The organism is Sphingobium sufflavum (assembly GCF_021403115.1).
Lineage (GTDB): Bacteria > Pseudomonadota > Alphaproteobacteria > Sphingomonadales > Sphingomonadaceae > Sphingobium > Sphingobium sufflavum.
The window spans coordinates 80,091-106,296 of record NZ_JAJSSH010000001.1 but is presented as its reverse complement, the minus strand read 5'-3'; the positions used below and the strand labels follow the sequence as shown (position 1 = coordinate 106,296).

Below are 26,206 nucleotides of genomic sequence, written 5' to 3'. Positions count from 1 at the left end.
ACCTGCCTATAGCAGCGCGCATGACAGTCTCCACCATCGACGCGGCGCGTGAGCGCCTCACCCTCGTCCGCGACACGCTCGACCGCACCGCCCTTGTCGCGGGTCGCCAGCCTGCCGACGTGACCCTGATCGCCATTTCAAAGACGCAGCTCGCCGATGCGATCACGCCCCTGATCGCCGCCGGGCAAAGGGCGTTCGGCGAGAATCGGGTGCAGGAGGCGGAGGGCAAATGGCCCGCCCTGCAGGAGGCGCATCCCGGCCTTTCTCTCCACATGGTCGGCCAACTGCAATCGAACAAGGCGGAGGAGGCGGTTGCCCTCTTCGACGTCCTGCACACGGTCGACCGGCCCTCGCTGGTCGGCGCGCTGGCGAAAGCGATGGACCGCAGCGGACGACGGCCCGATTGTTTCGTGCAGGTCAATATCGGCAATGAGGCGCAAAAGGGCGGATGTCCCGTCACCGACCTGCCTGCCCTGCTGGCGGAGGCGCGCGCCGCCGCACTGCCGCTGGTCGGCCTGATGTGCGTGCCTCCCGCCGATGTGGAGGCCGCGCCTTATTTTGCGCTGCTCGGCAAGCTGGCGCGCGACCATGGTCTGCCCCGGCTCAGCATGGGCATGTCGCAGGATTATGAGACGGCGGTCATGCTCGGCGCGACGCATGTGCGGGTCGGCACCGCTCTGTTCGGCGCGCGCGGCTGATCCGCCCTACATCGTCCAGCGCAGGGTGAGGCCATAGGTTCGCGGTTCGCCCAGATAAGCGGAATAAAGCTGGTTGGTCATCACCGTACCGCCCCGGCCCAGTTGCGCCGCCGTCTGGTTGTTCGGTCCCGATCCTTGCAACGGGCTGTTGAAGTCCAGTTGCCGATAGTCGGTGTCGAGCAGGTTCTGGCACCAGAATTCGACCGCCCACCGCTGGTCCCGGCCGCGCAGGCCCAGCCGCGCGTTCATCAGCAGATAGCCATCCTGCATCTTCTCCGGGTACAGGTCCGACCCGGTGTTGTACGAACTGGTCCGCCGTCCATCGACGTAAAGCAAGGCAGACAGGCCGGCTGTGCCGATGGGCGGTGTCCAGCCGATGCTGGCGGTGGTGACCAGGCGTGGCGCATTGCTCATCCGCCCGCCGGGTAGCAGGAACAGCGCCGGGTCGAGCGGCACCGATCCGTCTGGCGACCCCGCCAGCCGCTCGGCATAGCGCGCATCGGTGTAGGTGACGCCGCCGGTCAGCAGCAGGGTCGGCGTCGGCGTGACGGAAAGCTCCGCCTCCACCCCCTGCGATACCAGCCCCGGTTTGCGCTTTGGGCAGGGGGCGGTCGCGGTGGGCGTACCGCCACAGCCACTGATATTCTGCACGATGAAGCTGGTGCCGTTGAAACTGTTTAGCTGAAACTCGCTGAATTCCTGCCGGAAGGCGGCGATATTGGCGCTGAACCGGCGGTGGTTGAGCTTCACGCCCAGCTCATAGGCGTTGGCGGTTTCAGGGCTGAAGCCCAACGACGCGGCGTCGCTATTGCTGCGCGGGGTGAAGAAGCTGACCGGAGACACCGCCGCGCCCACGCCCCGGTTACCCAGTTCGAACCTATCGAGATTATAGCCGCCCGCCTTATAGCCGCGCGCAAAGCTGGCATAGACCATCAGCCGGTCGGTGGGTCGCCAGGACAAGGCCGCCGTTCCCGAAAACTCACCGCTGTGCATCCTGTCCTGTAGCGCCAGCGCGTCGATCGCCGGGCTGGCATTGCCCAGACAACCCAGCGTCAATATCCCGCCCGCCAATGCCGCGGCATTGCCGAACAGCGCCCGCCCGTTGGCATCGGCCAGCGTGGCGATGTCGACCAGATCGTCGGCCGCGCCCGACCCGCGCCGCTGAAGCGTCAGGCAGGCGGCATTGTCATTGGCCAGCGTGGCGTTCAGCCGCTTGCTTTCCCAGGTGTGGCGCAGGCCCAGCGTCAGGTCGAGGCGCGGCGACAGCCGGATGATATTGTGGGTGAACAGCGCGAAACTGTCACTTTTCTGTCGGTAGCGGCTGTCCGTGTCGCCTGCGGTGCCGCCACCGCTGCCGATGCCGGCCAGCGTGGTGAGGCCACCCGACAGCACCGGCACCAGCCCCGCCGGAAAGCCGCCATTGACCAGTTGCGTACCCAGCCCGGCCAGCCCCACCGGCGTCACGCAATTGGGCGCCAGCCCCAGAAGGGCGGACGGCGTGGTTCCGGTTCCGCCCAGCAGGCGGCAGGCCGCGAACCGGCCATAGTCAGCGCCAAAGCGGATATTGTCGCGCAGCACCAGCTCCTCGTGCGCGTAATAGCCGCCGACCAGCCAATCGAGCGCGCCGCCCAGCACCTTGCCCTGTGCGCGAAACTCCTGGCTCAGGTTGGTGAAGCGTCGATAGGTGCCGGGATCGCGATAGAGGATGTCGGCGCTGCTATAGTCATAATCGCCATAATCGGCCGATTTATAGGATCGCCACCCGGTGATGCTGGTCAGCTTCAGCCGCTCGTCCGCGCTATAGTTCGCCTCCGCCGACAGGCCCCAGTCGCGCACGCGCGAGACATAGGGGCGGCCCGGCGTCACGCTCGCCCGCCGTTCGAAGGGGGCCTGCGCATAGGGGCTGGCGCCATTGGGGAATTCGCCGCCGACCTTGCTCAGCAAGGTGACGATGCGGTTGGTGGCGCTGGGCGTGGCGGTGGAGAGGTTCGCGCCCGTCTCCTCCCCCGTGTCGCGATAGGCGGCGGCGCAGCAATGCTCGTCACGCTGGGTATAGTCCGCGATCAGGCGCAGCGAGAATCGGTCGTCTGGCCGGATCAGCATCTGCCCGCGCACCAGCTGGCGGTTGCGGTCATTGGTGTCGCCGAGGTCGACGCCGCCCGGCCCCACCATCCGCATGAGGCCGTCGCGCCGGACATGGACGGTCTCGATGCTCACCGCGATCCGATCGGTCAGCGGCCCGGTGACACGACCCGCCAACCGCCACTGGTTGTAATTGCCATAGCCCGCCTCCCCGCTCGCGTCGAAGGTGAGCTCCGGCGCGCGGGTGACGATGGCGATCAGCCCGGCGGACGCATTGCGACCGAACAGGGTGCCCTGCGGACCGCGCAGCAGCTCGATCCGCTCCACCGCGCCCAGTTCGGTCAGGCCCGCGCCGGTGCGGGGGCGATAGACGCCGTCGATGAACAGCGCGACGGAACTTTCCAGCCCCGGATTGTCCCCCACCGTGCCGATGCCGCGAATCCGCGCGACGGCATTGGCCTCCGATCCGGTGGAGGAGACCAACAGCGACGGCGACAACTGGTTCAACTGGCGGATGTCGCTGGCCCCGCTGTTGCGCAGCGCCTCTGCGTCGATGACGGAGACTGCGACGGGCACCTGCGACAATGGTCGGGCGCGCCGGGTCGCGGTGACGACGATGTCCGCCTGACCACCGCCTGCCTGCTGGGTGCTCCCCTGTTCGGATTTGGCCTGTTCGGGGCTGGCCGCCGCGCTCTGCCCCGATGGCGCGGCATGGACGACGCCCGGTGTGGCTATCGTCATGGCGAGCGCCATCAGGCTGGTCCGGGTGCGGTGAACGCCCCTCTCCATCATCATGTCCCCTGTTGCTGCCTGTCCGGTCAGCGTGCGATCCCTTGGCCGCTCCCATACCCGCGACGGTCCGGGGATGGCAATCGCGGCAATATTTTATGCCACCGTCTTTTGCACCGGATCGCCGCCGCCCCGTTCAGCCGATCGGAAAGCGCAACAGCCGGTCGCGAACCGGCACCAGCGCACAGGCCACCGGTCCCGCCAACGCCCGGATCACGGGGGCATGGGCGATCAGCCCGCCCGCCAGCGCGCCAAAGGCAGGCAGGATGATCCGGCTTTCTCCCTGCACGAAACAGCGGCGCGACACGGACCGCCCGCGTGCGCCAATCCGCCATTTCGGATGAAAATGTCCCGACAGTTCCGGTCGGTCATCATGGGGGTCGGCCTGATGGCGCAACATTATGCCGTCCACCGCCGCTTCCTCCAGCACCGCGCCGCCCAGCGACCCGGCGCTATCCTCGTCATGATTGCCGGTGATCCATGTCCAGTCGACCCGCGCCACCAGCGCACACAGCCGCGCGGCGACCTCAGGCGGCAGGCGGCCCGGCCCGGCCTCGTCATGGAAACTGTCGCCCAGCGTCCACACCTCCCGCGCATCGTGGCGGGCGACCAGCATGTCCAGCCGGTCGAGCGTCGCCAGACTGTCATAGGGCGGCAGCATCTGCCCGCCGCGCGCATACCAGCTCGCCTTTTCCAGATGCAGGTCAGCCAGCACGAGCGCACGCCGCCCCGGCCAGAACAGCGCGCCCTCGCCCAGGGCCATGAAATCCTGCCCGCCAAAGCTCAACCGTGCCATGTTCTCCTTATGGTCCCGCTCCCCCTCGCTTTCAACCCGCCCCTTTCACCCGATGCGCCGGAACGATAAAGGGCGGGGCATGACGCACAGCCCCGACACGTTCGACCCCACCGCCGCCGCCGAAGTTCGTATCGTCGCCTTCTATTGCTTCGTGCGGCTGGCCGACCCTGCGGCGCTGCGCGACGAATTGCTGGCGCAATGCCAGGCGGGCGGGATCAAGGGCACGATCATCCTCGCGGACGAGGGGTATAACGGCACCGTCGCCGGGCCGGCCGAGGCCATCGCCGCGCTGGTCGAGCGGCTGGAGGTGCTGGCCGGCGACGCGCAGGCGGAAATCAAGTTCGCTGACGCCCCTGCCATGCCCTTCGGCTGGCTGCGCGTCCGTCACAAGCGGGAGATCGTGACCATGGGCGTGCCCGACCTCGACATCGTCGGTGCGGGCGGGGCCTATGTCGATCCCGCCGACTGGAACGCTCTGATCGCGGACCCCGCCACCCTGCTGGTCGATACCCGCAATCGCTATGAATATGGCATCGGCACCTTTGAGGGCGCCATCGACCCCGACACGCAGGGCTTCACCGAATTTCCCACATGGCTGAAGGATTTCGCCGATAGCCTGAGCGAGGCGGAGCGGCGCGAGCGGCCCCTCGCCATGTTCTGCACCGGCGGCATCCGCTGCGAAAAAAGCACCGCGCTCGCCCGCTCGCTGGGGTTTGGCAACGTCCACCACCTTAAGGGCGGCATCCTTGCCTATCTGGAACAGGTGGAGGAGGCGGAGAGCCGATGGAACGGCGATTGCTTCGTCTTCGACCAGCGGGTCGCCGTCACCCATGGCCTTGCGCCCGGTCATCATGTCCTGTGCAAGCCGTGCGGGATGCCGGTGGCGGAGGAGGATATGGCCGCCCATTCGGCGGTGTGCCGCAAGGGCTGATCCGCGGCCCCTTGCGGCTTTATTTTCAGGGCCTTGCATCCATTCCGGTTCCGGCGGCGTTAGGCCTGCCTAACGCATGGTAAGGGGTTATCGATGAACCGCAAATGGGCCATGGGCCTGTCCACCTTGCTGATCGTGGGATCGGCGCTGTCCGCCTGCTATGATGATCGCCCCGGTCGGCCCGGACGCCCCGGCTATGACCGCCCTGACAGACCAGACCGGCCTGGCCGCCCGGATCGCCCCGGCCGCCCCGGTGATGGTCGCCCCGACCGTCCGGGAAATGGGGATGGCTGGGGCAATGGCCGCCCGGATCGCCCGCGCTGACCCCCGCGCTGACCATTGTCTCGCTAAAACAGAGGAGTGGTCCTGTCGGGCCGCTCCCGCTCTTCTGGGGTTAGCGTTCGCCCGCGACCCTATCCGCCCTTCGCATAATAGCGGGTGCGGAAATCCTCCGCGAAGGTCGCCAGACGGTCCTCCGCAATCGCATCGCGCAGGCCTTGCATCATTTCCTGATAGAAATGCAGGTTATGCTGCGTCATCAGCATCGCGCCCAGCATCTCTCCCGACTTGACGAGATGGTGGAGATAGGCCCGGCTCCATGTCGCGCACACGGGACAGCCGCAGTCTGCGCTGATCGGCCCTGTGTCCTCCGCATGTTTCGCGTTGCGGATGTTGAGCGGCCCGTCCCAGGTGAAGGCCTGCCCGTTGCGCCCCGACCGGGTCGGCAGCACGCAATCGAACATGTCGATGCCGCGTTCCACCGCGCCGACGATGTCGTCCGGCTTGCCCACGCCCATCAGGTAGCGGGGCCGGTCGTCGGGCAGATGGCCGACACAATGGTCCAGACAGGCGAACATCGCCTCCTGCCCCTCCCCCACCGCCAGCCCGCCCACCGCATAGCCGTCGAATCCGATGTCCAGCAGCGCGTCCGACGATGCCTTGCGCAGGTCGGGGAAGAGCGATCCCTGCTGGATGCCGAACAGGGCGGCTCCCTCCGTATGGTCCACGCCCGAATCGAACCCGTCGCGCGACCGCCGCGCCCAGCGCATCGACCGCTCCATCGACCGTGCCGCTGCGCCATGGTCCGCACCATTCTTCGTACATTCGTCGAACGCCATGACGATGTCGGAGCCGAGCAGCCGCTGGATTTCCATCGACCGTTCCGGGGTCAGCATATGCCGCGACCCGTCGATATGGCTGGCGAAGGCGACGCCCTGCTCGCTCATCTTGGTCAACGCGGACAGGCTCATCACCTGATAGCCGCCGCTGTCGGTCAGGATCGGGCGCGTCCATTGCGAAAATGCGTGCAGCCCGCCCAGTCGCGCGACCCGCTCTGCACCGGGGCGCAGCATCAGATGATAGGTGTTGCCCAGAATGATGTCCGCCCCCGTCGCGCGGACCTCCTGCGGGCGCATCGCCTTGACGGTGGCGGCGGTGCCGACGGGCATGAAGGCGGGCGTGCGAATGTCGCCCCGGCGCATCGCGATGGTGCCGGTGCGGGCCGCGCCGGAACGGGCATGGACGGAGAAGGAGAAGCGGGGTGCTGTATCGGACATGCCCGCCCATAGCGCGGAGGGGTGGTGCCTGTGAACCCTGTCAGGGGACATGAGTCCTGACAAGGCGCGGTGGTGGAACGTCCTGCGCCGCTGCGGGTTAGGGCCGACATGGAGCGGCGTCCCAGCCGCCGGACAACATGCAGGGAATAACAATGCGCACAGTTGCAACGGTCGCCAGCTTCCTCCTCGTCACCATCGGCTTTTCGGCTTGTAGCGATAAGACAGAGCAAAAGACGCAGGACGCGGCCAATGCCGTGGCCATCGACGCCGCGCGTGCGGGCGACCGCGCCGCCGCAGCGACGGAGCGGGTCGCCAACCAGATGTCGGATGCCGTCGACCGGATCGGCAGCCATGCCGAATCGGCCGTGGAACGCGCTAGCAACGATGCACGCGAGAGCGCGGACGAGGCGAAGGACGCCACGGGTCGCGCGCTGGAAAATACCGGCAAGGCCCTCCGCGACTGATCGCGGGCCGTCAGGCTGGCGCGCGGTTTAGAGCAGTTTCCGATCCGATTGCATCGGACCGGCTGCTCTCAGTTTTTGGTTTGGCGCGTTTCCCGAGTCAGCAGGTGATTCCACCTGCTTGGAAACACTTTAGCGCGCAGGCAACAGGTGGAATTTCAGCATCGTGTCGCGCTGGCCGAAGGCGGGCAGGCGCGCATAATGGCCGATGAAACCGATCGAGTCGGATTGCAGCGTGACCGGCAGCACGGAGCCGTCGGCCAGTTCGATGGTGAGCGTCAGACGCTCGTCGGGAACGGCGATCTTCATGCCGTCACGATAATGCGAAGATGGTTAACAAAGAGTTGAAGGGCGCACCCCCTCCCCTTCAATCGCTCAGCTTGCTCTCGATACACCCGTACCAGCCCAGCCCCTTGTACGTCTCATACCCCGGCGTCAGCGCATAGGAGACGAGCTTCTTGCCGCGCTGGTAATAGCCGCACGGCTCGGTCGGCATGAGCGGGTAGATTTCCCCCTCGGAAAAAGCGGTGGAGGAGGCGATGACCCGGTGGTTGGCGTTCAGCAGCATGACCCGCGTGTTCCTCGCCTCCGCTTCGCTCAGCGAGACGCCGCGCACGATGTCCGTCGCCTGCGGTTCCCAGTCGAAGAAGATGCCCAGCACGCCCAGCGGCGCACCCCGCTCTTGCCCGTCGGCGCGAATCGCGGTGGCATAGGTGGCGACCTGCGCCCCGCCCAGCGCGTTGCTGCGGTCGATGTCGCACACGATGAAATCGTCGCCGCTTACCGTTGCCATGCCCTTGCGAAACCATTCCGTGTTGGAGACATTCTGTCCCACCACGCCGCGATAGCGGTCCGGCCGGCCATTGGCGACCACCACACCCCGCCGGTCCGCGATCCACAGGTCGAGGTAGACGGTGTAGGAGCGCAGGATGGTGCCCAGGCGACCGGATGCATGCTCCAGCGCGTCCGGTGACGGCGTCTGCACCGCATTGACCACCGCGCTGTCCGTCGCCCACCAGCGCACGTCGCAGGAACGTTCATACAGGTTGCGGTCGATGATCTCGACCGCGTTGCGGGACATGTCCGCAAAACGCTTGCCCCGGAAATCCAGCATCATCTGGCGTCCTGCTGCTTCGATACGGGTGGCATTGTCGGATATGGCGGCATGCAGGTCGGCGGACAGGGCGCTGACCTCGTCGGTCACATTGCCCATTTCCTGCGCGACGATGGCAAAGCTCTTGCCGGCGGTGCCGGCGCGCGCCGCTTCCAGCCGGGCGTTCATGGACAGGATCTGGGTCTTGACCATGATCTTGTCGATGGAACCGATTTTTTCCCCCGTGGTTCGGGACAGGTCCAACGCCAGCTTCAAAATATCGTCATGCATGCGCGAAGCTTCCTGGAGATGAGGTCTCCCCTTCAGTTCCTCGTCCGAACAATTTTCTGGGTTATGCGGCCCGCAAAAGCTAGGCCTGACAAAGTTACTATTCCGCTAAGCTTATGACGGAATCAACAGGCTCGCGTCGCCATAGCTGTAAAATCGGTAATTGTTTGCGATGGCATGGGCATAGGCGACCTGCATCGTCTCCAGCCCCATCAGCGCGCTGACCAGCATGAACAATGTCGATTTGGGCAGGTGGAAATTGGTCATCAGCCCGTCCACGCCGCGAAAGCGATAGCCGGGCGTGATGAAGATGCGGGTTTCGTCGCTGAAGGCGGCGATCCGGCCATCCACGTCCGCCGCGCTTTCCAGCAGGCGCAGGCTGGTGGTGCCGATCGCGATCAGCCGCCCGCCCCGCTCCCGCACGGCGTTCAGCCGCGCGGCGGTGTCGGTGTCGATTCGGCCCCATTCGGCGTGCATCTTATGCTCGTCGGTATCGTCCGCCTTGACCGGCAGGAAAGTGCCCGCGCCGACATGCAGCGTCACCGTTTCATGCCCCACGCCCCGTTCGGCCAGCGCCGCCATCAGCGCGGGCGTGAAGTGCAGCGCGGCGGTGGGGGCTGCCACGGCGCCCGGTTCCGCCGCGAACATGGTCTGGTAATCCTGCTGGTCCTGCGCGTCGGTGGGCCGCTTGCCCGCGATATAGGGGGGCAGCGGCATACGCCCGGCCCGTTCCAGCAGCAGTTCGACCGGTTCTTCGCCCGGAAAGTCGATGATGACCGCGCCATCCTCGTCCCGTCCCTGCGCGATGGCGGTGACGCCATTGTCGAACTCTAGCGTGTCGCCTGCCCGCACCCGCTTGGCGTTGCGGACGAAGGCCGCCCAGCTGCGCGGGCCGAGGCGGCGGTGCAGTGTCGCGCCGATGCTCGCCTCGCCGCGCTTTCCTTCCAGTTGCGCCGGGATGACGCGGGTATCGTTGAACACCAGGCAATCGCCCGGCTGGAGCAGGGACGGCAGGTCGCCCACGCCCCGGTCGGCCATGCCGTCCGGCCCCACCACCAGCATCCGCGCGGAATCGCGCGGACGCGCGGGACGCAGCGCGATCCGTTCGGGCGGCAGGATGAAGTCGAAGGCGTCTACGCGCATGACAGGGGATTCCGCTGGGCAGGGCGAGTCCGGCGTGGAACCCGTTCAGACAGCCCGAACGGATACCAGACCGGCGATGCTCAGTTTGCAGCCGCCGGAGCCGCCGGAGCCGCCGGAGCCGCCGGAGCCGCCGGAGCCGCCGCGGTGGGCGCGACGCTTGCGCCGGTGTCGGCTTCCAGCGTGGCGCGCACAATCTTGGTCGGCGTCGCGGGCGGTTCGCCCTTGGCGATGGCGTCGACGGCGGGCATGCCCTCGATCACACGGCCGACGACCGTATATTTATGGTCGAGCTGCGGGCGGGGCATGAACATGATGAAGAACTGGCTGTTCGCGCTATTCTCATCCTGCGCGCGCGCCATGGACACGGTGCCGCGCATATGGGGCAGCCAGCTGAACTCCTGCTTCAGGTCTGGCAGGGGCGATCCGCCGGTGCCGTCCCCCTTGGGGTCGCCGCCCTGCGCCATGAAGCCGTCGATGACGCGGTGGAACTGGAGGCCGTCATAGAAATGCTGGCGAGTCAGCGTCTTGATGCGTTCGACATGCGCCGGGGCGACGTCGGGGCGCAACTGGATGCGCACGCGCTGGCCGTCGGACAGGGTCAGATCCCAGACATTGGCGGGGTCGAGCGGGACGGTCGCCTGCAATTTCGACACGCCGCCGTCGTTCTTTTCCTGGTCCTTGCGCAGCAGTTCGGCATCGCGGGCCGCCCGCGCGCTGCGCACCGCATCGCCGACGGGATCGGGTTTCTGCGCCACGGCGGGCGCGCCCAGCGCCAGCATCGCGCCGCCGAGCAGCGCCATGGCCGTTCCGCGACCCGAAATGCGCCACATCTGCGCCTTATGCTCCATCTGCTTCATATCCTGTCCGTTCATGTCCGCTGTGCTAGCCGTCCGCGCCTTAACCCGCGCTGACGGGTCAGCCAGCCGCCTGTCGTTGCTCCGCGATCCGCTCCAGCACGTCAACCCGTACCGTGGGAGTCACGAACTTGGCGATGTCGCCGTCGAACATCGCGATTTCCTTGACCAGTCGCGAGGCAATGGGTTGCAGCGACACGTCCGCCATCAGGAAGACCGTCTCGATCCGGTCGTTCAGATATTGGTTCATGCCCGCCATCTGATATTCATATTCGAAATCCGCGACGGCGCGCAGCCCGCGCAGGATGATGCCCGCGCCCTGCTGCTCCGCGAAATGCATCAGCAGCGATCCGAACGCCACCACCTCTATGTCGGCGTCCAGTCCCTCGCACTCGCGCTGGACCATGGCCAGCCGTTCCTCGACGGTGAACAGCGGTGATTTGCTGGGATTGGTGGTGACGCCGATCACCAGCTTGTCGACCAGCTTGGCCCCGCGCCGGATGATGTCCATATGGCCCAATGTTATCGGGTCGAAAGTGCCGGGATAGACACCGATCCTCACCTGTCCTGCCATCTGCTCGTCCTCCCCCCTCAACGATCGCGGGCTATCGCGAAATCGGCGATGGCCCGCAACAGGTCGGCTTCCCGGCCATAGCCGCGCAGATGCGCCTTTGCCTGGTCGATCAGCGCCGCCGCCTGATCGCGGGCGCGCTCCACGCCCATCAGCGAGACGAAGGTCGCCTTGCCCGCCACGGCATCCTTGCCCAATGTCTTGCCCGCCCGCTCCGGGTCGCCTTCGATGTCGAGCAGGTCGTCGGCGATCTGGAACGCCAGCCCGACATCGCGGGCATAGCCATGCAGATGGGTGCGGCCCTCATAGGGGATGCGGCCCAATATCGCGCCCGCTTCCACGCACAGGCCGATCAGCGCGCCGGTCTTGAGCTGCTGCATCCGCGTCATGGTGGGGAGGTCGAACGCCTGCGTTTCCGCGATCAGGTCCATCATCTGCCCGCCCGCCATGCCCGCCGGGCCGCTCGCCTGCGCCAGCGCCTTGACCAGTTCGCAGCGCACGAACGGGTCGCTGTGCGTCGTTTCCTCGACCAGCACGGAAAAGGCCAGGTCGTGCAGGCAGTCGCCGGACAGGATCGCCGTCGCTTCGTCGAAGGCGACATGCGCGCTGGGCTTGCCGCGGCGCATGGAGTCATCGTCCATCGCGGGCAGGTCGTCATGGACCAGCGAATAGACATGGATGCACTCGATCGCCAGGCCGACCCGGATGGCGGACAGCTCCGCGACGCCGAACAGGTCGGCGCTGGCCTTGACCAGCAACGGGCGCATCCGCTTGCCGCCGCCGATCGCGCTATGCCGCATCGCCTGATACAGGCGCGCGCGGACATCGTCGGGCACCTGCAACAGCGTGTCGAAATGGCGGTCGATGGCGTCGGCCATGGTCCGCATCGCCGATTCCAGGGAGAGCGGGTCGCCTGCGGCCAGCGTGTCGGTCAATGCGACTCAAAGCCTCTGGTGCCGATGGCGTCGCCGCCGGGGCCGGTGACGATCTGCTCGATTCGGGCCTGCGCCGCCTCCAGCCTTTTCTGGCACTGGGCGCGCAACCGGTCGCCCTCGGCGTACAGGTCGATGGATTTTTCCAGCGGCACGTCGCCCCGTTCCAGTTGCTGGACGATCGACTCCAGCCGGGCGAGCGCCTCCTCGAACGACAGGCCAGATGATTCCGGGGCGGAAGGATCGACGGGTGCGGACATGGCCCTGCATTGGCGGCAGGGCGCGGCGCGGTCAAGGATTATGCCGGGCCGGGCGGGGCCAAACACCGATTTTCGGTTGGCGGGCGGTCGCAAATGCGACGGCACACTCTCCCGTTCTCTTCCGTTCACCGGATAATATCGAAAATTGCAATTGACGCGGGCGGGTGTCCTCAAAATAAGGGCGACGCTATGAAAAACACCCTTATCGTATCCTTTTCGCTCGCTGCCCTCGCCATGCTCGGCGCCTGCAGCCAGTCCGACAACACGGTTCACGGGGGCAATGGCGCCTCTGCCGACCCGATGGCCGAGGAACTGGCCAATGCGCCGGTCGCCGCGCTGCCGCCCTCGCTCAAGTCCAGCAAGACCTATCGTTGCAAGAGCAGCGGCCTGGTCAAGGTCGAATTCTTCGACGACGACCTGACCGCGAACGTCACGCCCGACGGCGCAAAGGCTCCCGTCCACCTGACCGCCGCCGAGAAGGGCAAGGCCTATGAGGGTGAAGGCTATAAGGTCGAGGGTACCGTCTCCCCGATCACAGTCACGCTGCCCGGCAAGTCCGCCGAGTCGTGCAAGGCCTGATCCGTCCCGCCCCTTTTGCGTAACCCCGGCCGGTTCCTTCAGGGGACCGGCCTTTTTCTTGGCCGCGCAGGACTGGCTCCCGTCCTGTCCCTGGACGAGCCTTCACGCCGCCCCTCACGCCCGCTTGTGCCTTCCCCCCCATGGCGATAAAGCGCGCGCATGACCGACGCCAGCACCGCATCCGCCATCACTCCTCAGATCGTAGCCGACCACGGCCTGAACGAGGAGGAATATGCCCGCATCCTCGCCGCCATCGGGCGCGAGCCGAACCTGACGGAGCTGGGCATCTTCTCGGTGATGTGGTCGGAGCATTGCAGCTACAAGAGCAGCCGCGTCCATTTGAAGAAGTTGCCGACCAAGGCCCCATGGGTCATCTGCGGACCCGGCGAGAATGCCGGCGTCATCGACATTGGTGACGGGCAGGCGGCGATCTTCAAGATGGAGAGCCACAACCACCCCAGCTATATCGAACCCTATCAGGGCGCGGCGACGGGCGTGGGCGGTATCCTGCGCGACGTGTTCACCATGGGCGCACGTCCCATCGCCAACATGAACGCGCTGCGTTTCGGCCGTCCCGATCATCCAAAGATGCGCCACCTCATCAGCGGCGTCGTCCATGGCATCGGCGGCTATGGCAATTGCGTCGGCGTGCCCACCGTGGGCGGAGAGGTGAATTTCCACCCCGCCTATGATGGCAATATTCTGGTCAACGCCATGACCGTGGGCGTCGCGGACACGGACAAGATCTTCTATTCGGCGGCTAGCGGCGTCGGCAACTCCATCGTTTATGTCGGATCGAAGACCGGCCGCGACGGCATCCATGGCGCAACCATGGCCTCGGCGGACTTTGGCGAGGATGCGGAGGCCAAGCGCCCCACAGTGCAGGTCGGCGATCCCTTCACCGAAAAGCTGCTGATCGAGGCGTGCCTCGAACTCATGTCCTCCGACGCCATCGTCGCGATTCAGGACATGGGCGCAGCGGGCCTGACCAGCTCCAGCGTCGAAATGGCGTCCAAGGGCGGCGTCGGCATCCGGCTGGACATGGACAAGGTGCCCCAGCGCGAGGAGGGCATGACCGCCTATGAGATGATGCTCTCCGAATCGCAGGAGCGCATGTTGATGGTCCTGAAACCGGGCCGAGAGGATTTCGCGGAAGCCATCTTCAAAAAGTGGGAACTGGATTTCGCGGTCATCGGTGAAGTCACCGAAGCCGCCGCCGACGGCACGGGCCGCATGGTGCTGGTCCACAAGGGCGAGGTGGTGTGCGACATTCCGCTCGGCCCGCTTGCCGACGACGCGCCGGAATATGACCGTCCGTATGTGCCGACGCCCGCCAATGCGGCGCTGTCGAACGTGCCGGTCAGCGCCAATCCCGCCGACGACCTGCTCCGCCTGATGGGCACGCCGGACATCGCCTCGCGCCGCTGGATCTGGGAGCAATATGACCATATGGTCGGCGGCGACACCGCGCAGCGCCCCGGTGGCGACGCTGCGGTCGTGCGCGTTCATGGCACGCAAAAGGCGCTGGCGATCAGCACCGATTGCACGCCCCGCTATGTTTATGCCGACCCGGTCGAGGGCGGCAAGCAGGCGGTCGTGGAGACATGGCGCAATATCACCGCCGTCGGCGGCCTGCCGCTGGCCATCACCAACTGCCTCAACTTTGCCAACCCGCAGCGGCCGGAGATCATGGGCCAGTTCGTCGGCGCGCTGGACGGCATGGCGCAGGCCTGCATCGCGCTCGACTATCCCATCGTGTCCGGCAATGTGTCGCTGTACAATGAGTCCAAGGCGACCGGCAGCGGCAGCGCCATCCTGCCTACGCCCGCCATCGGCGGCGTCGGCATCCTGCCCGACATCGACCGTATGACCACCATCGGTTTCAAGGGCACGGGCGACATCGTCCTGCTGGTCGGCGAACGTCGCGGCGACCTTGGCCAGTCGCTCTGGCTGCGCGAACTGCACGGGATTGAGGGCAAGGAGGCCGGCCCGCCGCCGCGCGTCGACCTGGAGATCGAGAAGCGCACCGGCGACTTCATCCGTGGCGCGATCCGCTGCGGCGCGCTGACCGCCGTGCATGACGTGTCGGACGGCGGCATCGCCGTGGCCGTCGCGGAAATGGCGCTGGCCAGCGGTATCGGCGCGATCATCGACGCGCCCCTGCCGGGCACCGTGGCGGAGGGCCTCTTCGCGGAGGATCAGGGCCTTTATGTCGTCACCGTCCGCGATGCCGCGCTGGTCGAGGTTCTGGCCAAGGCGGAGGAGCAGGGCGTGGTGATCGAACGGCTCGGCCGCACCATCGCCAGCCGCATCATCTTCGAACTGAAGGAAAGCGACCATGCGGTCGCCATCGACGACCTGCGTGCCGCGCATGAGGGCTTCTTCCCCGCGCTGATGGACGGCGAGGTCTGAGTTCAGCCGAGACGGTCGAGACAGGCATCGAGGCCGGGGGCGAGACGCGCCCGCGCCTCGGCCAGTCCCAGCCAGAATAAGTGCATACGGATGGGCGGCCCGCCGTGTGACGGGAAATTCTCCACATGGTCCCATCGCGGCGGCAGGTCGTCGGGCCGTTGTGTGCGAAAGAAATGCCGCTCTATGACGGCGATCTTGCCATCCCGCTCCCGGTCATGCGCCGCGGTGCCGAGGAAGTGAAATCCGTCCGCATGGTCGAGGCCCGTCTCCTCGAAAAATTCGCGCCGGGCGGCGGCGTCCACCGTTTCGCCGGGATCGACCGTCCCGCCCGGTATCTGGATCGGGATGTCGGGAAAGTCAGGCTCGTCAAAGACGAGCAGCCCCTGCCGGGACAGGGCATAGATCAGGGCCTTGCGAACGATCATGCCGATTTCCTGCACACTATACGGGATAGCATAGCTTAATCCCGCCGCAGGATGAACTCCTGGTCGCGATGATCTCCCACCGCGAAGTGATAGTCGCCCACCTGCCTGAAGCCGAAGCGGTCATAGAATCGCTGCGCCCGCAGATTGCCCGACCAGACGCCCAGCCAGATTCGCCCGCTTCCGCTGTCCCTGGAGGACCGCCCCTCCATCCAGCCCAGCGCCCGCTCCATCAACGCCCGGCCCAGACCGCCACCCTGCTGCCCTTGCAGCATATAGAGCTGGTAGAGTTCCAGTTCCCCCGTGCGCACATCCCCATGGGGCAGCTTGCACGGTCCCACATGGGCATAGGCGACCAGCGCACCGTCCGGTCCCTCCACCACCCATGTCGCGTGGGCGGGGTCCGCGATCTCGGCGGCGACGGTTGCCTCGCCATAGGTGTCCGCCTCGAACCGTGCCCGGTCGGCGGGCGGATAGGGGATGGCGAATCCCTCCACGAAGGTTTCGTAAAAGGTGGCGCGCTTCAAGGCGGCAAGCGCAGGCACATCGGCTGCGGTCGCGGGCCGGATCGGGTGCGGGGCGGCCATCAGGCGGCGATCCGCGTTACGCGGCCGAACAGGATATGATAGGTCACGGTTCCTCCCGTCGTATTGAACGCTGTCATCACGGATCGGAGCCGGGCGGGCGTCAGCACCGCATGATCGCCGGTCGGCACGGTCGCGCCGATCCCTTTGAGATGCGCTAGAAAGCCCTTGGCGCCTCCGAAATCATGGTCCCAATGTTCGTCAAAGGCAAAAGCGTCGGGAAAGGTGGCCAGCATGGACCGCAGGGCCGCAAGGTCGGGATAGTCGGGCGTGCCGGCGCTTTCCCCGACCGCCGCGTGCGCCGCGCGCCACTCCGCAAAGCTGTCCGCGCCCATGGTGGAGAAGAACAGGCTGCCCCCCGGCCGTAACAGTCCCGCCAGCCGTTCGATGGCGGTGGGCAGGTCGCTGAACCATTGAAAGGCCAGGCTGGACAGGATCAGGTCGAACCATGGCCCGTCGAACGGCGGCACTTCCCCGTCCATCGACAGGAAGGTGCCCGCGATCATCGCGCCCCTCGCCGCCTGCCCCACCATGTCCGGGGACAGGTCGCTGGCGACAAGGTCCGCGTCGGGCCAATGGGCGCGGATATGGCGGGTCAATATGCCGGTGCCGCAGCCGACCTCCAATATGCGGGGCCGTTCCGGCAAACGCTGCTGCGCGGCAAGGTCGGCGACCAGCGCTGCGGCCTGTCGTTGTGGCGCGGCGGCATCGTCATAGCTGCGCGCCGCCCGGCCAAAGGCATCGGCGATCTGCTGCTTGCGCCCGCCGCCGTCCGCCGGGTCCGACTTCACCACCGCCACCGGCCCATGGATCAGCCGATCACCCGGTCGTAGATCAGATAGCTTTTGTTGACCTGGCTATCGATGGCGTTGGCGATGGCGTTCATCCCCTGATTATCGTCGAGAATCCAACCGATCTCGCTGCGCGTCGCGCCATATTTCGCCACCGATGTCCGCCGGATCGTCTCGATCAGCATGAAGGCGAGCTGGCTGGCCATGCGGCTGCTCTGCAACCGTTGCAGCACGCCCATCAGGGGTACGCGCATCGTCTTCACCTTGGGCTTGCGCAGCCACCACATCAGCTTGGCGATGTTGAACGGGAAGAGGTTGCCGTTGAACGACACGATCTTCTCGTTCAGGTCGGGCAGCGTCATCATGAAGGCGACCGGCTCGCCGTCCAGTTCGGCGATGCGGATGAGGTCTTCATAGACGATGGGCTTCAACTGCTTGCCGAAATGGGCGACTTCCCGGTCGGTGATCGGCACGAAGCCCCAGTTGCGGCCCCAGGCGTCGTTCAGGATCGCCAGGATGATCGCCGCTTCCGCGTCGAACTTGCTCTTGTCCACGTCGCGGATGCGGATGCGCGGATTCTTGAAGCCGGATTCGATGACCCGTTCGATCAGCTTGGGGAACGGTTTGGTGATGTCGAGGTCATAGGTGTTGAGCTGCTTGACCGGGCGATAGCCCGCCGCCTCGATCCAGCCGCGATATTCGGGGCGATGATGGCCCATCATATAGGTAGGCGGATGGTCGAAGCCGGAGATGAGCAGGCCCGGCTCCTCCCAGATGGACAGCGACATGGGGCCGATGGCGCGGGTGACGCCGCGCGCGCGCAGCCAGTCCTCGGCGGCGGCGATCAGGGCGGCGGCGCTGACCGGGTCGGTCGCGTCGAACAGGCCCCAGTTTCCCGTGCCCGGCCCGAAGCCTTGCTCCGCCGGCATGGACGTCGCCAGCCGGTCGATATGGGCGCTGATCCGGCCGGTGATCCTGCCCCCCGTGCGGGCCAGGAAATATTGCACGTCGGCATGTTCGAAGAAGGGGTTCTTCTCCTTCATCAATATGCCGCGCACGTCCATCTTGAGCGGGGGCACCCAGTTGGGATCGCCCTTATAGGCTTCCCAGGCGAAATCGATGAAACGCTCCAGGTCGGCCTTGCCCTCGACCGGGGAGACGATGATGTCCTGATGTGCCAAGGGTCCGACTTTCTCTTTCACAGCTGCGCGGGTTCAGTGCGCGGCGGCGCGCGCCCTTGTCAAGCGGGGGCATCTCAAGCGGGGTGTCTCCAGTGGACCGTCTCCGGCGGGCCTTCTCAAACCGCGGCGGGGCGCTCGATGACGCCGCGCCCGCTCTTTGCGCTGTAATCCCCCGGCCGGGGACGGTATGCGGGGGCATGACCCCGATCGAACGCGCCGCACAGGCCATGCATGCATCCGCCCAACCCGAATGGGAGTGGACCGATCCCGACTGCGAACCGCTGCGGAAAATATACCGGGATGCGGCGCGGGCGATGATCGCGTCCCTGCGCGACCCCGACCAGCGGATGAAGGAGGCCGGGGCCGAAATCATCCGGCACGTCAATCCGGCGGAGGCGGGCATCGCGCTGGAAAGCGACGCGGCCAACACCTGGCGCTTCATGATCGACGCGGCGCTCGGCGAGAAATAGGGCGGGCGAGACATAGCGGACCAGAATCAGAGGCCGCCTGTCAAGCTGTGGTCATCCGGGGGTGGCAACGCCACGATATGGCCACTATCTGGGGGTATGGCTGACATCATGGGCATATCCGAACCAATCCAGACCGCCGCCAACCCGCCACGGCGGGCGGCCAAGCGCGACGACGACGCCATGCTGCGCGCCGCGGTGGAACTGACGCGCGACCTTGGTCGTCCCGATCCCGCCATCTACTGGGCCGACATGGTCGGTTCGGCGGTGCTGGGCTATGCGGCGCTGGCAGGCGCGATCCTGATCGCCGCGCCATGGGCGGCGCTGGCCTGCGCCCTTGTGGCGGTGCTGGCGCTGTATCGCGCGGGCAGCTTCATCCATGAACTGACCCATATCAAGCATAGCGACCTGCCCGGCTTCCGCTTCGGCTGGAACGCGCTGGTCGGCGTGCCGATGCTGGTGCCGTCCTTCCTGTATGAGAATGTCCATACGCAGCATCACGCCCGCACCCGCTATGGCACGGCACAAGACCCGGAATATCTGCCGCTAGCGTTGATGAAGCCGTGGACGTTGCCGCTGTTCGTGCTCATCTCCGCGCTGGCGCCCATCGGCGTGCTGTTCCGGTTCGCGGTGCTGACGCCGCTCGGCCTCGTCATTCCGGCGGTTCGGGCAAAGAATATCGCCTCCTTCTCCGCCATGTCGATCAACCCCGCCTATCGCCGTCGCGCGCCGGAGGGGGCGTTTCGTCGCATCTGGCTGGCGCAGGAGGCCGCGTGCAGCCTTTTCGCCATCGCCCTGCTGGCCATGGTCGCGACCGGCATCCTGCCGCTGCGCGCTTTCCTCATCATCCTGGCTGTGCAGTCGGGCGTGATGGTGCTGAACCAGGTGCGCACTCTCGTCGCGCATCTGTGGGAGAATGACGGCGATGCGATCAGCGTGACGGAGCAATATCTGGACTCGGTCAACGTGCCGCCGCCCGGCCTGCTGCCCGAACTGTGGGCGCCGGTCGGCCTGCGCTATCATGCGTTGCACCACCTGCTGCCCAGCGTCCCCTATCACGCCCTCCCCGCCGCGCACCGCCGCCTGTCGACGACTCTGGGACCGGAATCCTCCTATCACCCGGCGAACCATGGTGGCCTCTTCCCGCTGGTGGCGCGACTGGCGCGCAGCACGATGGGCGTTCGCCCCGCGGCACAGGTGGCGGAGCAGCCGTCGGCCTGATCGGGCGGGACGATTCTCCGTCATCCCGGATCGGGTGCGGGATTGTGCTGTTCAATTGTTTGAAGGAATCACCCGGATCAGGTCCGGGTTGTGGGTCTCTCTATCGCCATCCCGGTAAAGGCGGCTCCTGTGTCGGCAGACTCCGCCTATTCCTCGGTCTGCACCAGCACCGTCTCACCGACCAGCAGGAACAGCAGGAACGGCGCCCACGCGGCCAGGAACGGCGGGTAGGCCCCCAGATCGCCCATCGCCAGCGCGAAATTATCCGCGACGAAAAATCCGAAGCCCAATGCCATGCCGATTACCGCGCGTACGAACAGCTTGCCCGACCGGGCGACGCCGAACGCCGCCACCGCGCCCAGCAGCGGCATCAGCACCGCCGACAAAGGCCCGGCGATCTTGTGCCATTGCGCGGCCTCCAGCGCGGCGGTGGGGCGACCAGCGGCCTTCAACTCGGCGATGGCGGGGCCGAGTTCCCAATAGGACAGGCTTTCTGGCTCGACGCTGGCCAGGGTGAACTGGTCGGGGCGGATGTCGGGCGCGACCAGCACGCTGCCCAGTCGCTCCACCTTGCCGCGCGCCACGTCGAACCGCCGCGCATCCTCCAGCCGCCAGGCATTGCCGTCCCGCCGCCCGCGCGGCGCCTGCATCGTCGCGACCAGATTGCCGCCCGCCCGGTCATAGATGGTGATGTTGCGCAGCGTGACCGCATTGCCCCGGCCCGCGATGAAATCGGCGTGGAACAGGTCGTCGCCGTCCCGGACCCAGACGTTGGATTTCACCCCGCTGTCCGGCGGCACCGTGCCGAAACCCGCCGCCTCCCATGCCTCCAGCGCGGCGACGGAACGGACCACGATCCGCTCGTTGAAGGTGAAGCTGATGACCGCGATGGCCGCCGACACCAGCACCAGCGGCGCCAGTATCTGGTGCGCGGACAGGCCCGCCGCCTTCATCGAGATCACCTCGCTGTTGGCGTTCAGCGCGGTCAGGGTGATGAGCGTGCCCAGCAACACCGCAAAGGGCAGGAAGGTCTGGATGATCTGCGGCACGCGCAGCGAGACATAGCGCCACAGCTCCGCCTCGCCATTGCCGGGATGGGCCAGCACATGCCCCGCCTCGCTCAGCAGGTCGAGGATCTGGAGCACCAGCACCAGCATGGCCAGCATGGCGACGCAGCGGGTCAGGAATGTCTTGCCCATGTAGATGGCAAGGCCGCGCGAGGGAAAGAAGCTGAACTGCATGACCGAAAGCCCCTATTCCGTCCCAACCGCGCGCCGCCTGCCCCGGAACAGGCGCAGGAAGACACCGAGCAGCTTGGAGAATTGCCGTTCCAGCGCGCCGATCGGCTGGCCGCCGGGCACATGGGCGGTGATATGGTACATCCACAGGATCAGGCCGCCGAAGATCAGGAACGGTCCCCACAGCGCCAGGATCGGGTTGACGATGCCCAGCGCGCCGACCGACTGCCCATATTGGTTGATCTTGTGATAGGTCACGATCATCACGATGGACAGGAACACGCCCAGCGCGGATGTGGAGCGCTTGGGCGGTATGGCAAAGGCGATGGCCGCCAGCGGCAGCAGGAACATCATCGCCACTTCCACGATGCGATAATGGAAATTGGACCAGGCCAGGTTGCGGTCCTCCTGGCTCGCCCCGGCCCGCATGCCTTCGCGAAACAGTTCGGGCAGGGTCAGTTCCTGGTCGCCGTCGCCGCGGGTGCGGAAATTGTCGATCTTGGGCAGTTCGATCGGCAGGTCGTGGCTGGAGAAGCTGAGCGTGCGCGGCGAGCGATAGCCGGGCGCGTTCTGGATCAGCAGGCCGTCCGACAGGCGCAGGATGATGGTGTCGGGATCGTCCGTCGCCAGAAACTGCCCGCGCGACGCGGTCACCGCCAGCGATTTGCCATCCTGCGTCGCGACACGGGCGAAGATGCCCGACAGGCGCCGGCCCTCCTCCGCGCTATTCTCGATGCGGATGGTCATGCCCTCGCCCAGCCGGGTGAACTCGCCGACCTTGATCGACGCACCCAGCGCGCCGGTGCGCAGTTCGAAGCGCAGCCCCTCATAGGCGTAGCGGCTATAGGGCTGGAGGAAGCCGACGATGCCCAGGTTCAGCACCGCCAGCAGGATGGTGTACATATAGGGCACGCGCAGCAAGCGGCCATAGCTGAGGCCGACGGCGCGAAACACGTCCAGTTCCGACGACAAGGCGATCTTGCGAAACGCCAGCAGCACGCCCAGCATCAGGCCGATGGGGATGCCCAGACCCAGATATTCGGGCAGCAGGTTGGCCAGCATCCGCCACACCGCGCTGACCGGCCCGCCCTCCGTTGCGACAAAGTCGAACAAGCGGCGCATGCGGTCCAGCACCAGCAGCATGGCGGAGATCAGCAGGCTGCCGAACAGGGGCACCGCGATCAGGCGCAGCATATAGCGGTCGATGGCGGTCAACAGGGGCCTCCCGTCCGGCGTCGCTCCATTGCCGGGCTGCTCGCCCCGCTTGTCCGATGGTCGCCAACGCGCGTCATGGCCGGGGTCTAGCGCCCGACTGGGGCAAGGTCATGCGGAAAATGCGCCGACACGCAAGGATCAAGGATTCGCGAGCCTCCGCCCATCGCATCATCCATCCGGTCCATTCCCGACAACCGTCACCACACGGGGCGGCGGAGGCACGGGTCAGGCGGCCGCTTCCTTATGGCCCCTCGCGGGCGCGCTGGATGCCTCGGCGATCTTGCGGTCCAGCTGGGCGAGGGTGAAGGGCTTGCGCAGCACATGCTCATTGTCCAGCAGCCCGGCCTCCGCATCGTCGCCCGCAAAGCCAGTGACGAACAGGACGGGCAGCGCGATGCCCCGGGCCCGCATCTGGGCGATCATCTCCGGCCCGGTCATTTCCGGCATCTGCACGTCGGTCAGGATGATGTCGGTGCCGGGATATTGGGCCAGCAGGTCGGCGGCCTGCGCGGGATGGTCGCAACTGACGCTGTGATGACCCAGTTCCTCCAGCGCGGCGACCGTGGCGGCCAGCACGCGCGGGTCGTCCTCCACCACGAACACCGACCGGCGCGGCGCGGCGGGGGCCATCGCGGCCTCGGTCAGCAGACGGGAGGCTTCCCGTTCGCCGCTGCGCTGGCTGCGGGGCAGGAAGATCTGCACCTCCGTCCCCTGTTCCGGCTTCGACAGGATGCGGATTTCGCCGCCGCAACTGCCGATATAGCCGAACACCTGGCTCAGTCCCAGTCCGGTGCCCTTGCCCACCGGCTTGGTGGTGAAAAAGGGTTCGAACACGCGGGAGAGGACGTCCGGCGTCATGCCATGGCCGGTGTCGCGCACCGACAGGCGCACATAATCGCCGCCGGGGCAGTCGTTGATTTCGCCGGGTCGCAAGGTCACCTGCCCGCTCGACAGGGTGATGGTGCCCTTGCCGTCCATCGCATCGCGCGCGTTGACGCACAGGTTGAGCAGCGCATTCTCCAGCTGGTGCCGGTCGGCCCACAACCGCCAGTCCTCGGCCCCCGGCTCCATGACGATGTGGATCTGGTCGCCGATGGTCCGGTCGATCAGTTCGGACATGCCCTGGATCATCTGGTTGGCGTCCACCTCTGCGGGCAGCAGCGGTTCGGCGCGCGCAAAGGCGAGCAGCCGCCGGGTCAGCGATGCGGCGCGGTTCGCGCCTTCCATGGCATTGTCGATATGGCGCACGGCGTCGTCGGTGTCGCGGCCATGCTCGCTCTTGCCGCCCGTCCCCACGCCGCTCGTCCCCACATTGGTCGTCGCGCCGCCGGTGTCGCCCCGGCCGCTGATCCGCCGTCGCGCCAGTTCCAGCCCGCCGATCACCACCGCCAGCATATTGTTGAAATCATGCGCGATGCCGCCGGTGAGCTGGCCCACCGCTTCCATCTTGTGCAACTGGCGCAGGCTTTCCTCGGCCTGGGCGCGTTCCTCCATCTCCGTGCGCAGGCGGCCGTTCGCCACCTCCAGTTCGCGCGTGCGATTCTGCACCGCCAGTTCGAGATGATCGACCCGTCGCGCCTCCGAATCGGCCAGCCGCCGGGCATAGCGCCGCTCGGTAAAGGCGCTGTTGGCGACCCACAGCGCGACCAGCGCCGCGACCAGCAGTACGACACCGACCAGCCCATAGCTGCCCGCCAGCCGGTCCGCGCGCATCGTCGACCGGTCGAGCAGCGTGCTGCGTTCGTTCAGCCGCTTCATCTCATGGCCGATGATGACGGTCAGGATGCGCTGGATGCGGTCGGCGTCGCGCGTCCGGTTCGCCTCGTACAGCCGGCCCAGCGCACCGAGCCGCTGGTCATAGGTGGTGCGCAGCGCAATATCGTTCAGAGTCTTGCCGCGCGCGGCATAGCTGTCGCGCAGCAGGCCGATGTAGCGCAGCTTGTCCGGGTCGTCGCGGGACGAACGACGCAGATTTTCGATCAGCGTTCCCGCCAGCCGCCACTGGTCGCTATACCGTTGCCCGTCCTTGGCGTCGACGCTGACGACATAGCGCGCGAGCAGGGATTCGGCGCGCGCCACCGTGCCTTCCAGGTTGCGGGCGATGGCGATGACTTCATAGCTGCGCCGCTGGTTGCCCAGCGCATCCTCCCGGTCGTCGGCGGCGCGATTGGCCAGCACGAACAGCAGCGCGAGGGCAAATGCCAGGCACAGGCCGAGCGCCACCGGAATCACCCGGCGCCATTGCGGCAGATCGTCGATGGTGTCGTCCGACCCTTTTTCTTGGCTTTGGGTTAACCCCAGCATGCGCCGGTATTAACCCAATGCCCATGCCGGGGAAAGATCGGTTTCCAAATGACGCTGCAAATCGTCCCGAATTTACACAATCACGCCGACGGCACGGCCTGCCGCAGCGAAAATGCCCAAAATCTGGCCGACCTGCTCTTCCGAATGTTCCGCGCACAATGAGCAGCGCAGCAGGAAAGTTCCCGCCGGAGTCGCAGGGGGACGCGCCATGTTGACGTACAGGCCCAGTTCCAGCAGCGCCTGCCACATGCCGATGGCCTGCGTCTGGTCGGTCAGGATGACGGCGATGATCGCCGACTGCGGCGTTTCCGTGCCCAGCGTGAAGCCCAGTTCGCGCAAGCCGCCATGCAGGGTCTTGCTGTTGCGCCACAGCCGCGCCCGCTTCTCGCCCGCGCCCATCAGCTTGCGGATGGAGGTAGCGGCGGTCGCCACCACGCTGGGCGGCAGCGATGCGGTGAAGACATAGGGACGGCAGACGAGGCGCAGCACTTCGAACTTCGGATGGTTGGAGACGCAGAAGCCGCCGACCGTGCCGACGCTCTTGGAGAAGGTGCCGACGATGAAGTCGACATCGCCCTCGACGCCCTGCTCCTCATAGACGCCCCGACCGTTGGGGCCGAAAAAGCCCATGCCATGCGCCTCGTCCACCAGGATCATGCAATTGGGATGCTTGCGCACCGCCGCGACCATGGCGGGCAGGGGCGCGACATCGCCCAGCATGGAATAGACGCCTTCCAGCACCACCAGCTTCTGCGCATCCTTGGGCAGGCGGCCGAGGCGCTTGTCCAGATCCTCGACGCTGTTGTGGCGGAATCGCACGATTTCTGCATCGCCCAGGAAACAGCCATCATAGATGGAGGCATGGCTGTCCGCGTCGAGGATGACATAGTCGCCCTTGCCCGCCAACGTGGAGATCATGCCCAGATTGGCCTGGTACCCGGTGGAGAAGACCATGGCGCCCGACGTGCCATAGAAATCCTTCAGCGCGTCCTCGACCTCCATATGGCCCTGATAGGTGCCGTTGAGGCAGCGGCTGCCGGTCGTGCCCGCGCCGAAATCGTCCAGCGCCTTCTTGCCCGCCGCCACCACGTCCGGGTCGAAGGTCATGCCCATGTAATTATAGGTGCCGAGCAGGATCGTGTCCTTGCCCTTGATGACCGCGAGGGTGGGGGACTTCACCTCGTCCATCACGATGCCGAACGGATCGCGCACGCCCGCCGCCAATATCGCCTCACGCTCGTTGATGAGCGCGTCGAACTTGGAGAAGAGGTCGCGTGCGCCCGGCGTCTCCGCGGGGGTGTGGGCATCGGCGGCGGTTTCGATGGCGTCGCTCATGGG

General features: G+C 66.4%; 26 protein-coding genes. 8 read left to right on the top strand and 18 right to left on the bottom strand.

The window, feature by feature from the left end:
* Positions 1–20 precede the first annotated feature (20 nt).
* Positions 21–698 (top strand): YggS family pyridoxal phosphate-dependent enzyme, encoded by a 678-nt coding sequence (locus LWE61_RS00575; RefSeq protein ID WP_234147820.1) that lies wholly within the window; start codon positions 21–23, stop codon positions 696–698.
* A gap of 6 nt (positions 699–704) precedes the next feature.
* On the opposite strand, the gene LWE61_RS00570 is transcribed toward LWE61_RS00575, so the two are convergent.
* The gene (locus LWE61_RS00570; protein WP_326490590.1) at positions 705–3,572 is read right to left on the bottom strand and encodes a TonB-dependent receptor; all 2,868 of its coding nucleotides are present in this window, start codon (positions 3,570–3,572) and stop codon (positions 705–707) included.
* A gap of 133 nt (positions 3,573–3,705) precedes the next feature.
* On the bottom strand, positions 3,706–4,365 hold the full coding sequence (gene pdeM, locus LWE61_RS00565) for a ligase-associated DNA damage response endonuclease PdeM (protein ID WP_234147817.1): 660 nt from the start codon (positions 4,363–4,365) through the stop codon (positions 3,706–3,708).
* Positions 4,366–4,444: 79 nt separating this feature from the next.
* On the opposite strand from pdeM, the gene trhO reads away from it, so the two are divergent.
* Positions 4,445–5,296, top strand: coding sequence for an oxygen-dependent tRNA uridine(34) hydroxylase TrhO (trhO, locus tag LWE61_RS00560; RefSeq protein WP_234147815.1), 852 nt, complete (start codon positions 4,445–4,447; stop codon positions 5,294–5,296).
* Between the two features lie 93 nt (positions 5,297–5,389).
* Positions 5,390–5,620, top strand: a complete 231-nt coding sequence (locus LWE61_RS00555; RefSeq protein WP_234147813.1) for a hypothetical protein — start codon at positions 5,390–5,392, stop codon at positions 5,618–5,620.
* A gap of 89 nt (positions 5,621–5,709) precedes the next feature.
* On the opposite strand, the gene tgt is transcribed toward LWE61_RS00555, so the two are convergent.
* On the bottom strand, positions 5,710–6,852 hold the full coding sequence (gene tgt / locus LWE61_RS00550) for a tRNA guanosine(34) transglycosylase Tgt (RefSeq protein ID WP_234147812.1): 1,143 nt from the start codon (positions 6,850–6,852) through the stop codon (positions 5,710–5,712).
* Between the two features lie 152 nt (positions 6,853–7,004).
* On the opposite strand from tgt, the gene LWE61_RS00545 reads away from it, so the two are divergent.
* Positions 7,005–7,316 carry a hypothetical protein gene (locus tag LWE61_RS00545; RefSeq protein ID WP_234147810.1) on the top strand — a complete coding sequence of 104 codons (312 nt, stop codon included), beginning with the start codon at positions 7,005–7,007 and terminating at the stop codon, positions 7,314–7,316.
* A gap of 129 nt (positions 7,317–7,445) precedes the next feature.
* Here LWE61_RS00545 and LWE61_RS00540 read toward each other — a convergent pair whose 3' ends face one another.
* From LWE61_RS00540 to LWE61_RS00510, 7 genes are all read right to left on the bottom strand, one after another.
* On the bottom strand, positions 7,446–7,622 hold the full coding sequence (locus LWE61_RS00540; RefSeq protein WP_234147809.1) for a hypothetical protein: 177 nt from the start codon (positions 7,620–7,622) through the stop codon (positions 7,446–7,448).
* 58 nt (positions 7,623–7,680) lie between these two features.
* Positions 7,681–8,697 carry a cache domain-containing protein gene (locus tag LWE61_RS00535; protein ID WP_234147808.1) on the bottom strand — a complete coding sequence of 339 codons (1,017 nt, stop codon included), beginning with the start codon at positions 8,695–8,697 and terminating at the stop codon, positions 7,681–7,683.
* 111 nt (positions 8,698–8,808) lie between these two features.
* Complete coding sequence (gene queA, locus LWE61_RS00530) at positions 8,809–9,837, bottom strand: tRNA preQ1(34) S-adenosylmethionine ribosyltransferase-isomerase QueA (protein WP_234147805.1); 1,029 nt, start codon at positions 9,835–9,837, stop codon at positions 8,809–8,811.
* A gap of 80 nt (positions 9,838–9,917) precedes the next feature.
* On the bottom strand, positions 9,918–10,667 hold the full coding sequence (locus tag LWE61_RS00525; protein WP_234148571.1) for a peptidylprolyl isomerase: 750 nt from the start codon (positions 10,665–10,667) through the stop codon (positions 9,918–9,920).
* 85 nt (positions 10,668–10,752) lie between these two features.
* A complete protein-coding gene (gene coaD, locus LWE61_RS00520; protein WP_234147802.1) occupies positions 10,753–11,265 on the bottom strand; it encodes a pantetheine-phosphate adenylyltransferase in 513 nt (170 codons plus the stop codon).
* Between the two features lie 17 nt (positions 11,266–11,282).
* The gene (locus LWE61_RS00515) at positions 11,283–12,149 is read right to left on the bottom strand and encodes a polyprenyl synthetase family protein (protein WP_234148570.1); all 867 of its coding nucleotides are present in this window, start codon (positions 12,147–12,149) and stop codon (positions 11,283–11,285) included.
* A gap of 44 nt (positions 12,150–12,193) precedes the next feature.
* Positions 12,194–12,454: an exodeoxyribonuclease VII small subunit gene (locus LWE61_RS00510; RefSeq protein WP_234147801.1), complete on the bottom strand. Its 261-nt coding sequence runs from the start codon at positions 12,452–12,454 to the stop codon at positions 12,194–12,196.
* Between the two features lie 189 nt (positions 12,455–12,643).
* Here LWE61_RS00510 and LWE61_RS00505 point away from each other — a divergent pair, with 189 nt between their 5' ends.
* The gene (locus LWE61_RS00505) at positions 12,644–13,033 is read left to right on the top strand and encodes a hypothetical protein (protein WP_234147799.1); all 390 of its coding nucleotides are present in this window, start codon (positions 12,644–12,646) and stop codon (positions 13,031–13,033) included.
* 159 nt (positions 13,034–13,192) lie between these two features.
* The gene (gene purL / locus LWE61_RS00500; protein ID WP_234147796.1) at positions 13,193–15,445 is read left to right on the top strand and encodes a phosphoribosylformylglycinamidine synthase subunit PurL; all 2,253 of its coding nucleotides are present in this window, start codon (positions 13,193–13,195) and stop codon (positions 15,443–15,445) included.
* A gap of 2 nt (positions 15,446–15,447) precedes the next feature.
* Here purL and LWE61_RS00495 read toward each other — a convergent pair whose 3' ends face one another.
* The 4 genes from LWE61_RS00495 to LWE61_RS00480 are packed head-to-tail and all read right to left on the bottom strand — an operon-like array spanning position 15,448 to position 18,423.
* A complete protein-coding gene (locus tag LWE61_RS00495; protein WP_234147790.1) occupies positions 15,448–15,870 on the bottom strand; it encodes an NUDIX hydrolase in 423 nt (140 codons plus the stop codon).
* A 35-nt stretch (positions 15,871–15,905) separates the two neighbouring features.
* Positions 15,906–16,454 carry a GNAT family N-acetyltransferase gene (locus LWE61_RS00490; RefSeq protein WP_234147789.1) on the bottom strand — a complete coding sequence of 183 codons (549 nt, stop codon included), beginning with the start codon at positions 16,452–16,454 and terminating at the stop codon, positions 15,906–15,908.
* Positions 16,454–17,245, bottom strand: a complete 792-nt coding sequence (locus LWE61_RS00485; protein WP_234147783.1) for a methyltransferase domain-containing protein — start codon at positions 17,243–17,245, stop codon at positions 16,454–16,456. Before LWE61_RS00485 ends, LWE61_RS00490 begins: the two co-directional genes overlap by 1 nt.
* Before the next feature lie 17 nt (positions 17,246–17,262).
* Positions 17,263–18,423: an N-acetyltransferase gene (locus LWE61_RS00480; protein WP_234147781.1), complete on the bottom strand. Its 1,161-nt coding sequence runs from the start codon at positions 18,421–18,423 to the stop codon at positions 17,263–17,265.
* A gap of 197 nt (positions 18,424–18,620) precedes the next feature.
* On the opposite strand from LWE61_RS00480, the gene LWE61_RS00475 reads away from it, so the two are divergent.
* Positions 18,621–18,893, top strand: a complete 273-nt coding sequence (locus tag LWE61_RS00475; RefSeq protein WP_234147779.1) for a hypothetical protein — start codon at positions 18,621–18,623, stop codon at positions 18,891–18,893.
* A gap of 108 nt (positions 18,894–19,001) precedes the next feature.
* Positions 19,002–20,111, top strand: a complete 1,110-nt coding sequence (locus tag LWE61_RS00470; protein ID WP_234147777.1) for a fatty acid desaturase family protein — start codon at positions 19,002–19,004, stop codon at positions 20,109–20,111.
* A 146-nt stretch (positions 20,112–20,257) separates the two neighbouring features.
* Here the strand turns inward: LWE61_RS00470 and lptG are convergent, their stop codons facing one another.
* The 4 genes from lptG to spt all read right to left on the bottom strand — a co-directional run bounded on the left by lptG (position 20,258) and on the right by spt (position 26,203).
* Entirely contained in the window at positions 20,258–21,352 is a 1,095-nt protein-coding gene (lptG, locus tag LWE61_RS00465) for an LPS export ABC transporter permease LptG (RefSeq protein WP_234147770.1), read from the bottom strand.
* A gap of 12 nt (positions 21,353–21,364) precedes the next feature.
* A complete protein-coding gene (locus LWE61_RS00460; protein ID WP_234148569.1) occupies positions 21,365–22,567 on the bottom strand; it encodes an LPS export ABC transporter permease LptF in 1,203 nt (400 codons plus the stop codon).
* Positions 22,568–22,789: 222 nt separating this feature from the next.
* Positions 22,790–24,868, bottom strand: coding sequence for an ATP-binding protein (locus LWE61_RS00455; RefSeq protein ID WP_234147768.1), 2,079 nt, complete (start codon positions 24,866–24,868; stop codon positions 22,790–22,792).
* 72 nt (positions 24,869–24,940) lie between these two features.
* The gene (gene spt / locus LWE61_RS00450) at positions 24,941–26,203 is read right to left on the bottom strand and encodes a serine palmitoyltransferase (protein WP_234147766.1); all 1,263 of its coding nucleotides are present in this window, start codon (positions 26,201–26,203) and stop codon (positions 24,941–24,943) included.
* Between the last annotated feature and the right edge of the window lie 3 nt (positions 26,204–26,206).

Bases quoted from the DNA above. Each gene is read 5' to 3' on its own strand.
- LWE61_RS00470 (WP_234147777.1), top strand. From the start codon at position 19,002: ATGGGCATATCCGAACCAATCCAGACCGCCGCCAACCCGCCACGGCGG.
- LWE61_RS00525 (WP_234148571.1), bottom strand. From the start codon at position 10,667: ATGTGGCGCATTTCGGGTCGCGGAACGGCCATGGCGCTGCTCGGCGGC.
- LWE61_RS00570 (WP_326490590.1), bottom strand. From the start codon at position 3,572: ATGATGGAGAGGGGCGTTCACCGCACCCGGACCAGCCTGATGGCGCTC.
- pdeM (WP_234147817.1), bottom strand. From the start codon at position 4,365: ATGGCACGGTTGAGCTTTGGCGGGCAGGATTTCATGGCCCTGGGCGAG.
- LWE61_RS00575 (WP_234147820.1), top strand. From the start codon at position 21: ATGACAGTCTCCACCATCGACGCGGCGCGTGAGCGCCTCACCCTCGTC.
- LWE61_RS00495 (WP_234147790.1), bottom strand. From the start codon at position 15,870: ATGATCGTTCGCAAGGCCCTGATCTATGCCCTGTCCCGGCAGGGGCTG.
- trhO (WP_234147815.1), top strand. From the start codon at position 4,445: ATGACGCACAGCCCCGACACGTTCGACCCCACCGCCGCCGCCGAAGTT.
- lptG (WP_234147770.1), bottom strand. From the start codon at position 21,352: ATGCAGTTCAGCTTCTTTCCCTCGCGCGGCCTTGCCATCTACATGGGC.
- purL (WP_234147796.1), top strand. From the start codon at position 13,193: ATGACCGACGCCAGCACCGCATCCGCCATCACTCCTCAGATCGTAGCC.
- LWE61_RS00455 (WP_234147768.1), bottom strand. From the start codon at position 24,868: ATGCTGGGGTTAACCCAAAGCCAAGAAAAAGGGTCGGACGACACCATC.
- queA (WP_234147805.1), bottom strand. From the start codon at position 9,837: ATGCGCGTAGACGCCTTCGACTTCATCCTGCCGCCCGAACGGATCGCG.
- LWE61_RS00535 (WP_234147808.1), bottom strand. From the start codon at position 8,697: ATGCATGACGATATTTTGAAGCTGGCGTTGGACCTGTCCCGAACCACG.
- LWE61_RS00490 (WP_234147789.1), bottom strand. From the start codon at position 16,454: ATGGCCGCCCCGCACCCGATCCGGCCCGCGACCGCAGCCGATGTGCCT.
- LWE61_RS00505 (WP_234147799.1), top strand. From the start codon at position 12,644: ATGAAAAACACCCTTATCGTATCCTTTTCGCTCGCTGCCCTCGCCATG.
- coaD (WP_234147802.1), bottom strand. From the start codon at position 11,265: ATGGCAGGACAGGTGAGGATCGGTGTCTATCCCGGCACTTTCGACCCG.
- spt (WP_234147766.1), bottom strand. From the start codon at position 26,203: ATGAGCGACGCCATCGAAACCGCCGCCGATGCCCACACCCCCGCGGAG.
- LWE61_RS00555 (WP_234147813.1), top strand. From the start codon at position 5,390: ATGAACCGCAAATGGGCCATGGGCCTGTCCACCTTGCTGATCGTGGGA.
- LWE61_RS00475 (WP_234147779.1), top strand. From the start codon at position 18,621: ATGACCCCGATCGAACGCGCCGCACAGGCCATGCATGCATCCGCCCAA.
- LWE61_RS00540 (WP_234147809.1), bottom strand. From the start codon at position 7,622: ATGAAGATCGCCGTTCCCGACGAGCGTCTGACGCTCACCATCGAACTG.
- LWE61_RS00515 (WP_234148570.1), bottom strand. From the start codon at position 12,149: ATGCGGACCATGGCCGACGCCATCGACCGCCATTTCGACACGCTGTTG.
- LWE61_RS00510 (WP_234147801.1), bottom strand. From the start codon at position 12,454: ATGTCCGCACCCGTCGATCCTTCCGCCCCGGAATCATCTGGCCTGTCG.
- LWE61_RS00545 (WP_234147810.1), top strand. From the start codon at position 7,005: ATGCGCACAGTTGCAACGGTCGCCAGCTTCCTCCTCGTCACCATCGGC.
- tgt (WP_234147812.1), bottom strand. From the start codon at position 6,852: ATGTCCGATACAGCACCCCGCTTCTCCTTCTCCGTCCATGCCCGTTCC.